This is a genomic window from Ideonella azotifigens (assembly GCF_021043325.1).
GTDB lineage: Bacteria > Pseudomonadota > Gammaproteobacteria > Burkholderiales > Burkholderiaceae_C > Ideonella > Ideonella azotifigens.
This window is the reverse complement of the sequence record NZ_JAJNKD010000018.1, coordinates 89,154-100,843: the sequence shown is the minus strand read 5'-3', so window position 1 is coordinate 100,843 and position 11,690 is coordinate 89,154. Positions and strand designations below refer to the sequence as shown.

Here is an 11,690-nt window from a genome sequence, read left to right as displayed (position 1 = left end):
CTCGCGCTGCGCGCCGAACGGTCAGGCGGGCGTGTCCGGGGTACCGCGAACGCTGGTCTGGATGCCTGGGTCCGGCGCGGCAGGCGGCGGGGCATCTCTCAGCACCATGGACGGCGCGCGCCAGATCGGCTGGCCAGCCTCGCGAAGCTGGCGCAGGACGACGTAGAGCAGCGCGCTGCGCACCTTGTAGGCGTTGCGCGGCGAATTCACGAAACCGCTCACATTGAAGACCAGGCTGCCGTCGGCAACGGCGTCGATGAAGACGCTGGGCTCCGGCTGTTCCAGCACGTCGGGATGTTCGACGAAGGCCGCGAGCAACAGCTCGGTGACCTTGTCCGGATCGGTGCTGGACAGCGGCATCGGCAGCTTGATCTGCACCAGGCCCAGCGGGCTGTGGCGCGTCACATTGCGCACCACCTTCGTGATGAACTCCGAGTTCGGCACGATGACAGTGGAGCGGTCGCCCATCTCGATCTCGGTGGCGCGCACGCTGATGCGCCGGATGTCGCCCTCCACGCCGCCCAGCGCCACCCAGTCGCCCACCTTCACCGGCTGCTCGGCCAGCAGGATCAGGCCGGAGACGAAGTTCGACACCACCGCCTGCAGGCCAAAGCCGATGCCCACCGACAGCGCGCTGGCGATCCAGGCCACCTTCTCCAGTGCCAGCCCCACGGCCGACAGCGACAGCGCGATGGCGATCACCGTGCCGATGAAGCCCAGCAGCGTGGTCACCGAGGTGCGCATGCCGGCGTCCAGCGAAGTGGCCGGCAGGAACTGCTCGGTGGTCCAACGCTTGAGTGCACGCAGCACGGTGGACGCCAGCAGGAAGACCAGCACCGCCTGCAGCACCGCCGTCGGCTTGACCTGCAGCTCGCCGATGGTGATGCCCATCAACAATTGATTGCTTCGCTGGAACAGCTCGCGCGGGCCCTCGCCAAACGGCGCCAGCACCAGCACCAGGGCCACCAGCACGATGGTCAGCCGCAGCGCGGCCGACAGCACCAGCGCCACCTGCAGCCTGCGGCCACCGGCTGCCGCCAGGCGCGCATCGGCCGGGTCGCCGCAGTCATCGGCTTCGGCCTGCTGCTTCTCCGCCTCGGGCACCAGCCAGTCGTTGGCCAGGTCGTCGATCACGGCTGTCAGCACATAGGCGCTGAGCGCGAGGATCAGCACCCAGGCGACCTGGCGCACCACGAAGGCACCCAGCGCGATGTAGCCCATCAGCATGCCCGCCAGGCTGAGCACCAGCAACAGCCACAGCGCACCAGCGCAGAAGGTCAGCCACAGCGGCTTGGACGGTGCGTTGCCGCCCTGCTCGCCTGCCGGATCGTTGCCCGACAGCCGGTGCAGCCGGCCACCGCGGCGCAACGCGCTGGCCATCAGCATGCCGAGCAGCAGCGCGTAGCCAGTGTTGATCGCCACGACGGTGGCCAGGTCCGATTGCGCCAGGCCTGCCACTTGCTGCGCAAACCAGCCGAAGAAGGTGATCAGGCCAAGCATCAAGGGGTAGGCGCGCAGCCCGCGGGCGACGGTGTCCGGCACGGGAAGCATGCGCCAGGAGGCACGCTTGGGCGACAGCACCGCCTGGCTGATGCCCGCGATGTAGGCGGAGAAACAACTGGCGCCGACGAGGCTGCCGAAGAAGGCGCGCAAACCGGCGCTGCCACCGGGCCCGGCGTCCAGCAGCACGGCCACGGCAAAAGCCAGCACACCGGGCACCAGCATCGCCAGCAAGGCATACACCAGCGCGAACGACGAGCGCCGCACGCGCCCGCGCGGCACATGTTCGACCTCGAAGCGTGTCAGCACGCGCACCAGCCAGAGCCGCAGGACAACCGCGCCCGCCACCAGCAGCACCAGTGCCAGCATCGTCCAGCCAGGCGTGGCGGCTGCAGCGGCGGCCACCTGGGTGAGCACGCCGCTCAACCGGCTGCCGTCCCGCGCCAGGCTGGTGCCCAGGTCCTGCCAATAGCCTTGCGACAGCAGCGAGTCAGTGCGCTCGAAGAGATGGGCCTGGAAACGGGTGCGCGCCAGGTCGGCGGCCTTGTCGGCCAACTGTTCGCTCTCGACCGCCAGCAGCCGCGCAAGCTTCACCCGCGCATCCAGCTCCGACACCGATTGCTCGACGCTGCGACGCTGCTTGGCAACGTCCGGCGCCTCGCCACCCTCGGCCGGCACGGGGCCCAGCTCGGCCAGCCGCGCCTGGGCGCTGGCCAGCTCAGGCGCCTGATCGATGGCGATCTGCTGGGCGCCTTGCTGCAGCGTCAACAGGTTCTTGCGCAGGCCGGTGAGCTCACCGTCAGCGAGCTTGTCCGCATCCAGCTGGCGCGAGATCCTGTCCAGTGCCAGACGTGTCGCGTCCAGCGAGGTGTCCGCATTCTGCGTCGGCCCCTGGGCGTGGACCCAGCCTGCGGCCAGCAACGCGCCGCACAGCACAAACAAACTCAGCACACCGGCCCAGCCGCGTCCTGCCACCTGGGCCTGCCATCGATTCTTCAAATCTTCACTCCTGCGGCGCACCAGCGCGCGCTTCACCTCAAACACGGTGCCGGATAATGCCGGGCCGTGGCCGATCCGGCTGTCGGACCAGACCTCAAATTCAACCATGACCGCCACCGAAGTCGCCCCCGGTTTGTTGCTGCGCGCCGGCGCCCAGTCCTCTCTTGCCCTGGCCGACTACCGGCTCGCGGCCTTCGACATGGACTCCACGCTGATCAACATCGAGTGCGTGGACGAGATTGCCGCCGCAGTCGGCCGCAAGGCCGAGGTGGCCGCCATCACCGAGGCCGCGATGCGTGGCGAGATCACCGACTACAAGGCCAGCCTGCGCCAGCGCGTGGCACTGCTGAAGGGCGTGAACCGGGCCGACCTGCAGCGCGTGCTGGACGAGCGCTTGCAGCTCAACCCCGGCGTGGCGAGCTTCGTGGCTGCGCTGCAGAAGGCCGGTCTTCGCACGCTGCTGGTTTCCGGCGGTTTCACCTTTTTCTCCAACGTTGTGCGCGGCCGGCTGAAGCTGGACTTCGCGCGGGCCAACGTGCTGGAGATGGACGGCGAGCAACTCACCGGCCGCATGGTCGACCAGCCCTGGGGCGACATCGTCGACGGCGAGCAGAAACGCCGCACGGTGCTGGACGTGTGCGACCTGATGGGCATCGCGCCATCGCAGGCCATTGCCGTGGGCGACGGCGCCAACGACCTGCCGATGATGGAAGCCGTGGGCCTGTCGGTCGCCTTCCATGCCAAGCCCGCGGTGCGCGAACGCGCGGTGCTGAGCCTGACCGAAGGCGGCATGGACCGCCTGCTGGCCGTCCTCAAGTAACCGGCACTTCTTCCGAGGGCTGCCGCTCGCGGGCATAACGCGCGGGCGACAGGCCCACATGGCGGGTGAAGGCCACGCTGAACGTGCTGGCCGAGCTGTAGCCCACGCGCTGAGCCACCTCGGCAACGCCCGCCGCGCTGCGCCGCAGCAGGTCTTTGGCAAGCGCCATGCGCCAGGCCAGCAGATAGGCCATGGGCGCCACGCCCACCGCGCGGCTGAAGCGCTCGAAGAACGCCGAGCGCGACAGTGCCGCAAGCTTGGCCAGTTGCACCACCGTCCAGGCCTGAGTGGGATGCTCGTGCATGCCGCGGATGGCCGAGGCAAGCCGGCAGTCGGCCAGGCCGCGCAGCAGGCCGGGCGACGCACCAGTGTCTGCCGAAGACCTCAGCGCTTCGATCAGCAGCACTTCCAGCAGCCTCGCCAGCACCACCTCGCGCGCGGGCCGCTGCGCACGGCATTCGTCGCCCACCAGCTGCACCAGCGTGGACAGCCTGGGCTCGCCGCGCACATGCACCAGCTCAGGCAGCAGCGACACCAACAAGGCGGCATCCGGCGAACCGAAGCTGCAGTAGCCGATGAGGTGGCGAACATCGGGCTCGCCGCCTGGCCTGCCCAGCCTGAACTCGCCCTGGCCCAGTTGCACCGGCGGCGGATCGTCTCCCTCCCAGGTCGGCGGCTCGATGCTGGACATGGCGAAGCCGTGCGCCGAGGGAATCAGCACGAAGTCACCGGCCTGCAAGGTGATCGCCGCCTGCGCCTGGACCGAGAGCTGGCAAGCGCCTTCGAGCACGGCGCAATAGAACGGCCTGCCGGCCTCCGTGCGGCGAACACGCCAGGGCCCCGCGCCACTGACGACCTTGGAGAACGGCGTGCCGGGCTGCAGCAAAGCGACGACCTCGGACAGGGGATCGACCATGAACAGGACTCTCGGAATTGATTGGCGGACTGTTGAATGTAGCAAGTCCGGCGATGGCGACACATCATCTCGCCATCGTCCACCCCTCGCTCATGTCCCGAAGGAGTTCCCATGAAAACGATCCTGATCACCGGCTGCTCATCCGGTTTCGGCCTTGAAATCGCCCGCCACTTCCTGGCCCAGGGCTGGCAGGTCATTGCCACGATGCGCACGCCCCGCGAAGACGTGCTGCCGCCGTCCGAGCGGCTGCGCGTGCTCGCACTGGACGTCACCGACCCGGCAAGCATCCACCATGCGGTGGCGGCAGCCGGGCCGATCGACGTGCTGGTCAACAACGCTGGCATCGGCGTGCTGTCGGCCCTGGAAGCCACCGCGATGGCCACCGCCCGCGAGGTCTTCGAAACCAACACCCTGGGCACGATTGCGATGACCCAGGCCTTCCTGCCGCAGTTCCGGCTGCGCAAGTCCGGTGTGATCGTCAACGTCACATCCAGCGTGACCTTGAAATCGCTGCCCCTGCTGTCGGTCTACACCGCGAGCAAGGCGGCTGTGAACGCGTTCACCGAATCCCTGGCGCTGGAGCTGCAGCCGTTCAACGTGCGGGCCTGCCTGGTGCTGCCGGGCCGCGCACCCAGCACGCGCTTTGGCGAAAACGCCCAGTCGCGCATGCAAGGCGTGTCGGAAGCCTATGCCGAGTTCACGCAGCAGGTGTTCGCCAGCGTGCGCAGCATGTCCACGCCCGTCACGCACGCTGAGGACGTGGCCGAAGCGGTGTGGCGCGCGGCGACCGATCCGTCGACGCCGATGCGCCTGCCCGCCGGTGCCGATGCCGTCGCGTTGACCGAGGCCGGCTAAGACCTGAAGCTCAACTGGTCAGCTGGGCCCAGGTCTTCTCCAAACGCTTCGCCGACACCGGCTGCGGCGTGCGCAGCTCCTGTGCAAACAGGCTGATGCGCAGTTCTTCCAGCTGCCAGCGGAAGTCGTCAAACCGCGCGTCGGCCTGGCCTTTGAGTTCGGCCAGGCGGCGCGTGTAGCGCTGCTCCAGCGGGCGCAGTTCGGCCAGGCGCTGGCTGTCGCGCGCGGGGTCGGCACGCAGCTTGTCCAGCCGCATCACGATGCCCTTCAGGTAGCGGCTGAAATGCTGCAACTGCGGGTAAGGCGTGACAGCCACGAAGCGCTTGGGCATCAGGCGCTGCAGTTGGCCGGTGATGTCGTCGCTCACCTCCTTGGGCGCGCGGGCGTCCTTGAGCTTGCGCAAGGCGGCGGCGTAGTCGACAAGGATGCTGCCGGCCAGGCGCGCCACTTCCTGTGCGATCAGGTTCAGCCGGGTGCGGCCGGTTTCCAGGCGCTGGTTGAAGGCCTGCGCGTTCTGCGGCAGCGGGTCCTGCAGGAAGGCCCGCTCCAGCGCCACATCGATGATCTGCGCTTTCAGTTCGTCGGCCGTGCCCAGCGGCATGTAGGCCACGGCCATCTGCGTCAGGTCCGGGATGTTTTTCTCCAGGTACTTCAGTGGCTCCTTGAGCTGCAGCCCCACCAGGCGACGCAGGCCGGCGCGATGCTTGGCCGCGGCCACATCTGGTTCGTCAAAAACTTCGATCTCGACGTGCGTGTTCTTGTCGATCAGCGCCGGGAAGCCGATCAGCGTCTGGCCGGCCTTGCGGATCTCCATCAGCTCGGGCAGCTCGCCGAAGGTCCAGCTGGTGTGTCTGGCGGGAGCCGTGTCGGCCGGCGGCGGTGGTGCCGCCTTGATGCCCGCGACCACGGCCTTGCCACCCGAAGGCGTTGCAATGGTCTGCGGCTGAGGTGCTGCCACCGCGGCGGCGCCCAGCTTCAGCGAGGCCAGGGCCTGGAACGCGGAGCGTGCCTGGCCACCGAGTTCGGCCTTCAACGTGGCGAGCTGGCGGCCCATGCCGAGCTGGCGACCATGTTCGTCCACCACGCGGAAATTCATGAACAGGTGCGGCGCGAGTTGCTCCAGTTTGAAGTCGTTGCGCTGCACGGCGATCTGGCTGCGCTCACGCACGGCCTTCAGCAGCACGTCCACCAGGTTGCCCTGCGCGAACGGCGCGCTCGCGCAGAACTCGGCCACGAACTCCGGCAGCGGCACCAGGCGCGAGCGCGGGCGCTGGTGCAGGCTCTTCACCAGCGCCAGCACCTTGGCTTCCAGCATGCCGGGCACCAGCCACTCGCAGCGATCTTCGCTGACCTGGTTCAGCGCGTAGATCGGCACGCTGACGGTCACACCGTCTTTTGGGTCCTGCGGCTGGTGCAGGTAGGTCGCGACGCAGTCCACACCGCCCATGCGCAGCGTTTTCGGGAAGGCGTTCGTGGTGATGCCGGCCGCCTCGTGGCGCATCAGCTCTTCGCGCGTGAGGCGCAGCAGCTCGGGCTGCCCGCGCTGGGCCTCGCGAAACCAGCGCTCGAAGCTGTGGCCGCTGACGATGTCGCCCGGCAGCTGCGCGTCGTAGTAGGCGTAGATCAATTCGTCGTCGACCAGCACGTCCTGCCGGCGCGACTTGTGCTCCAGTTCCTCGACCTGCGCGATCATCTTGCGGTTGTGCGCGAGGAAGGGCAGCTTGCTGTCCCACTCGCCGTTGACCAGCGCTTCGCGGATGAAGATCTCCCGCGCCAGCTTCGCGTCCACATTGCCGAAGTTCACGCGCCGATTGCTGTAGACGACGATGCCGTAAAGCGTGGCGCGCTCCAGCGCAATGACCTCGGCCGCCTTCTTCTCCCAGTGCGGCTCCAGCAGCTGGACCTTGAGCAAATGCCCGGCGATCTGCGGAATCCACTGGGGCTCGATGTTCGCAAGGCCGCGGCCGAACAGGCGCGTGGTCTCGACCAGCTCGGCCGCAACGATCCAGCGGCCCGGTTTCTTGCTCAGGTGTGCGCCCGGGTGGCGCCAGAACTTGATGCCGCGGGCGCCAAGGTAGAACTCGTCATCGTCCGCCTTCAGGCCGATGTTGCCCAAGAGGCCGGCCATCATCGCCAGGTGCAGCTGCTCGTAGGTCGCAGGGCTGCCGTTGATGCGCCAGCCTTGTTCGGCGACGACGGTGTGAAGCTGGGAATGGATGTCTCGCCACTCGCGCACGCGGCGCGGGTTGACGAAGCTGTCGCGCAGGCGCTGTTCCTGCTGGCGGTTGCTGAGCTTGTGCGAGTCAATCTGCTGGCCGGCCTGCGCAGCATGGCCGTGCTGTCCACGGCCTTCTTCTATCCACTTCCACAGCTTCAGGTAGCCCATGAATTCCGACTTCTCATCGTCGAACTTCTTGTGCTTTTCGTCTGCCGCCTGCTGCGCTTCCAGCGGCCGGTCGCGCACGTCCTGCACGCTGAGCGCGGACGCAATGATCAGCACCTCGCTCAGTGCTTCGCGCGAGCGGGCTTCCAGGATCATGCGGCCCACGCGCGGGTCCAGCGGCAGGCGCGAGAGCTCCTGGCCAATGCGCGTGAGCACGTTGGCATCGTCCACCGCGCCCAGTTCACCAAGCAGCGCGTAGCCGTCGGCAATCGCCTTCTTCGGCGGCGCTTCGAGGAAAGGGAATTCCTCCACGTCGCCCAGCCGCAGGCCCTTCATGCGCAGGATCACGCCGGCCAGCGAGGAGCGCAGGATTTCGGGGTCGGTGAAGCGCGGGCGCTCGTTGAAATCCTTCTCGTCGTAAAGCCGCACGCAGATGCCGTTGGCCACGCGACCACAGCGGCCGGCGCGCTGATTGGCGGCCGCCTGGCTGATGGACTCGACCTGCAGCTGCTCGACTTTGTTGCGGTAGCTGTAGCGCTTCACGCGCGCCTGGCCGGAGTCGATCACGTAGCGAATGCCGGGCACCGTCAGCGAGGTCTCGGCCACGTTGGTGGCCAGCACGATGCGATGGCCATTGCCGGCCTCGAAAACGCGGTCCTGCTCCGTCTGCGAGAGGCGCGCAAACAGCGGCAGGATGTCGGCGTCCCGGTGCAGCGGCTGGTGCGCCAGGTGCTTGCGCAAATGATCGGCTGCTTCGCGAATTTCTCGCTCGCCAGGCAGGAAGACCAGGATGTCGCCACGGGCCTCGCGCCAGAGTTCGTCGACCGCGTCGGCGATGGCATCGTTGAGGTCGAAGTCCTTCTTTTCCTCGAAGGGCCGCCAGCGCTGCTCGACCGGGAAGGTGCGGCCGCTGACCATGATGGTCGGCGCCGGGCCGTGGATGGATTCGAAGTGCCTGGCGAAGCGGTCCGCATCGATGGTCGCCGAGGTCACGACGATCTTCAGGTCGGGCCGGCGCGGCAGGATCTGGCGCAGGTAGCCGAGCAGGAAATCGATGTTGAGGCTGCGCTCGTGCGCCTCGTCGATGATCAGCGTGTCGTAGGCCTTGAGCAGTGGGTCGGTCTGCGTCTCGGCCAGCAGGATGCCGTCCGTCATCAACTTGACGGATGCCCCTGCTTGCAATCGATCCTGGAACCTCACCTTGTAGCCCACCACCTCGCCCAGCGGCGAATTCAGCTCCTCGGCAATGCGCTTGGCCACCGAGCTCGCGGCAATGCGCCGCGGCTGGGTGTGGCCGATCAGGCCCTTGCCGCCAGCCCCCAGGCCACGGCCCAGTTCCATCGCGATCTTCGGCAACTGCGTGGTCTTGCCCGAGCCGGTCTCGCCGCAGACGATGATGACCTGGTGCTGCTGCAGCGCGCGCGCAATCTCCTCGCGCCGGCCGGAGACCGGCAGCGATTCGGGATAGCGGATGGGCGGCACCGGATTGGCCGGGCGCGGAGGGCGGGCTTCGCGCACAGCTCGCGCCTCGCGGGGTTCACGGGCTTCGCTGCGCTCTGCACGCTCGGTGCGGGGCGGACGCGGCGGCCTCGCGGCAGCGGGGGTGGCGGCAGTGTCCGCAGCAGGGGCGGCGGGCGCGTCGGCGGTGGGATTGGGAGGGGAGGCTTGTCGATTCACGAGGCGCGGATTATCCCGCGCCGGGCAAGTCCGGTCCTGCGAACCCGTCGTGTCCTTGTCGACGCGCCACCGAGCAAGCCCTTTCCAAGGACGGCGACGGCAGCTGCGGCACAATCCGCCCCGTGATGGATCTTGTCTTTCCCCATACCTTCGTGCCCTGGTTTCGCTCGGTGGCGCCCCATATCCATGCTTACCGCGGCAAGACCTTTGTCGTCGGCATGACCGGGGAGCTGATTGCGGCGGGGAAACTCAATTTTTTTGCGCAGGACATGGCCATCCTGCAGGCCATGGGCGTGCGGCTGGTGCTGGTGCATGGCTTCCGGCCGCAGGTCAACGAGCAACTGGCCGCCAAAGGCCATGCCTCGGTGTTCTCGCATGGCATGCGGGTGACCGACAGCGTGGCGCTGGATTGCGCGCAGGAGGCCGCCGGCCAATTGCGCTTCGAGATCGAAGCGGCGTTTTCCCAGGGCTTGCCGAATACGCCGATGGCGAATTCCACCGTCAGGGTGGTGTCAGGCAATTTCCTGACGGCACGGCCGGTCGGCATTGTCGACGGCGTGGATTTCATTCACAGCGGCGTGGTGCGCAAGGTGGACGCAGCGTCGATACGCCGGGCGATCGACATTGGCGCGATGGTGCTGCTCTCGCCTTTTGGCTTTTCGCCCACAGGTGAAGCCTTCAATCTCTCGATGGAAGACGTGGCCACCCAAACCGCGATTGCGCTGCAGGCCGACAAGCTGCTTTTCATGACCGAGATACCCGGTATTCGCGAGCAAATTTCCGATCCGGAAAGTGCGATTGACACCGAGCTCTCGCTGGCCGAAGCCGAGCGCCTGCTGAATGCCCTGCCGGCACCGATGCAGCCCACCGACACGGCGTTTTATCTCAAGCATTGCGTGAATGCCTGCCACGGCGGCGTAGAGCGTTCTCACATCCTGCCGTTTGCCACCGATGGCGCACTGCTGATGGAGGTATTCACCCACGATGGCATCGGCACCATGGTGGTCGATGAAAAACTCGAAAGCCTGCGCGAAGCGGGCTCCGACGACGTCGGCGGCATCCTGCAGTTGATCGAGCCATTCGAGCGCGACGGCACGCTGGTCAAACGCGACCGTACCGAAATCGAACGCGACATTACCAACTACACGGTGATCGAACACGACGGCGTGATTTTTGGCTGCGCTGCGCTGTATCCCTACCCCGAAGCGCGCACCGGAGAAATGGCCGCGCTGACGGTTTCGCCGCAGGTGCAAGGCCAGGGCGATGGCGACAAGATTCTCAAGCGCGTGGAGCAGCGCGCGAGGCAGATGGGCATGGACACCATCTTCGTGCTGACCACGCGCACCATGCACTGGTTCATCAAGCGCGGTTTCGTGCAGGTCGATCCCGATTGGCTGCCCGAGGCCCGCAAGCGCAAATACAACTGGGACCGTCGCTCCCAAGTGATGATCAAGAAGCTGGGCTGAAGCCCGGCATTCCGGGGCCGCCGGCCCCTTTTGAGAACCCGAACCCGATACGAGAGCAATACCATGGCACGCATCATCCAGTGCAGCTACCTGAAGAAAGAAGCCGAAGGGCTGGACTTCCCCGTCTACCCGGGCGAGCTGGGCAAGCGCATCTACGAGAACATCAGCAAGGAAGCGTTTGACCTATGGAAGCGCCACCAGACCATGCTGGTCAATGAAAACCGCCTGAACCTGGCCGACGCACGCGCCCGCCAGTACCTTGCGCGGCAGATGGAACAGTTCCTGTTCGGCGGCGGTGCCGAACAGCCGGCCGGCTTTGTGCCGCCCAGCGCCTGAGCGCAGCCACTAACCAGGGTTTTTTCTGACATCTGGTATTGGCATATCGGGTTTGTCGCAGTCGTGGGAATCTGTGACAGTTTTGTGGGCTTGCCTGCGGAACCTTTCGCTGACCTCGGTTATCATCCGCTTGCCCTCCGGGTTCATTGATTGGAGATAACCGAATGACCACGATCCAGGAACTGCTGGCGCAGAAAGCAGCGCTCGAGAAGCAAATTGCTGAAGCGCAGCGCGCCGCCAAGTCCGATGCCATTGCCAAGGTCAAGTCGCTGATGAGCGAATATGGCCTGACCGCCGCCGATCTGGCTGGCAAGGCGCCCACCGCCCCCAAGGGCGAAGGCACCAAGAAAGTGGCCGCGAAATACCGCGACCCGGCCACCGGCCAAAGCTGGACCGGCCGAGGCCTGAAGCCCAAGTGGCTGCAGGCTGCGCTGGCTTCCGGCAAGTCGCTTGGCGACTTCTCGGTTTAAGCTTTGCGACTTCGCGGTTTGAGTACCGCGGGTTCGCCCGGACCTTCCGGTTGAAATTCGCCAGCATTCAGGGGGACGCCGTCAGCGGCGGTGCATGGCAGAAATCAATCGGCAAATCGGCGGCCAGCCGATGCGGCGAACATTTCTTCAGGCAATAGCGCGCTTCATATTGCTTTGCCACACCACAGGGCGGCCTCGGCTGCCCTGTTGCTTTTTCTGGCGCAGCTTTTGGGTGGCGCCGAGCCTTGCCCCAGGGCAATGCCCTAGA

Annotated in this window: 8 protein-coding genes; 5 read left to right on the top strand and 3 right to left on the bottom strand. The window is 66.6% G+C overall.

The window, feature by feature from the left end:
• Positions 1 to 21: 21 nt before the first annotated feature.
• Positions 22 to 2,607, bottom strand: coding sequence for a DUF3772 domain-containing protein (locus LRH25_RS26985; RefSeq protein WP_141287374.1), 2,586 nt, complete (start codon positions 2,605 to 2,607; stop codon positions 22 to 24).
• On the opposite strand from LRH25_RS26985, the gene serB reads away from it, so the two are divergent.
• On the top strand, positions 2,606 to 3,319 hold the full coding sequence (serB, locus tag LRH25_RS26980) for a phosphoserine phosphatase SerB (RefSeq protein WP_141287375.1): 714 nt from the start codon (positions 2,606 to 2,608) through the stop codon (positions 3,317 to 3,319). The two genes, LRH25_RS26985 and serB, sit on opposite strands and share 2 nt — an antisense overlap.
• Here serB and LRH25_RS26975 read toward each other — a convergent pair.
• Positions 3,312 to 4,235: an AraC family transcriptional regulator gene (locus LRH25_RS26975; protein WP_141287376.1), complete on the bottom strand. Its 924-nt coding sequence runs from the start codon at positions 4,233 to 4,235 to the stop codon at positions 3,312 to 3,314. The genes serB and LRH25_RS26975 overlap by 8 nt on opposite strands.
• A gap of 111 nt (positions 4,236 to 4,346) precedes the next feature.
• Here LRH25_RS26975 and LRH25_RS26970 point away from each other — a divergent pair, with 111 nt between their 5' ends.
• Positions 4,347 to 5,090 carry an SDR family oxidoreductase gene (locus LRH25_RS26970; RefSeq protein WP_141287377.1) on the top strand — a complete coding sequence of 248 codons (744 nt, stop codon included), beginning with the start codon at positions 4,347 to 4,349 and terminating at the stop codon, positions 5,088 to 5,090.
• A 10-nt stretch (positions 5,091 to 5,100) separates the two neighbouring features.
• Here the strand turns inward: LRH25_RS26970 and hrpA are convergent, their stop codons facing one another.
• The gene (gene hrpA / locus LRH25_RS26965) at positions 5,101 to 9,150 is read right to left on the bottom strand and encodes an ATP-dependent RNA helicase HrpA (protein WP_375142189.1); all 4,050 of its coding nucleotides are present in this window, start codon (positions 9,148 to 9,150) and stop codon (positions 5,101 to 5,103) included.
• A gap of 125 nt (positions 9,151 to 9,275) precedes the next feature.
• On the opposite strand from hrpA, the gene argA reads away from it, so the two are divergent.
• The 3 genes from argA (at position 9,276) to LRH25_RS26950 (ending at position 11,422) form a co-directional block, all read left to right on the top strand.
• Positions 9,276 to 10,616 carry an amino-acid N-acetyltransferase gene (gene argA, locus LRH25_RS26960; protein ID WP_141290057.1) on the top strand — a complete coding sequence of 447 codons (1,341 nt, stop codon included), beginning with the start codon at positions 9,276 to 9,278 and terminating at the stop codon, positions 10,614 to 10,616.
• 63 nt (positions 10,617 to 10,679) lie between these two features.
• Positions 10,680 to 10,952, top strand: a complete 273-nt coding sequence (locus LRH25_RS26955) for an oxidative damage protection protein (RefSeq protein WP_141290056.1) — start codon at positions 10,680 to 10,682, stop codon at positions 10,950 to 10,952.
• A gap of 164 nt (positions 10,953 to 11,116) precedes the next feature.
• A complete protein-coding gene (locus LRH25_RS26950; protein WP_141290055.1) occupies positions 11,117 to 11,422 on the top strand; it encodes an H-NS histone family protein in 306 nt (101 codons plus the stop codon).
• The last annotated feature ends 268 nt before the right edge of the window (positions 11,423 to 11,690 follow it).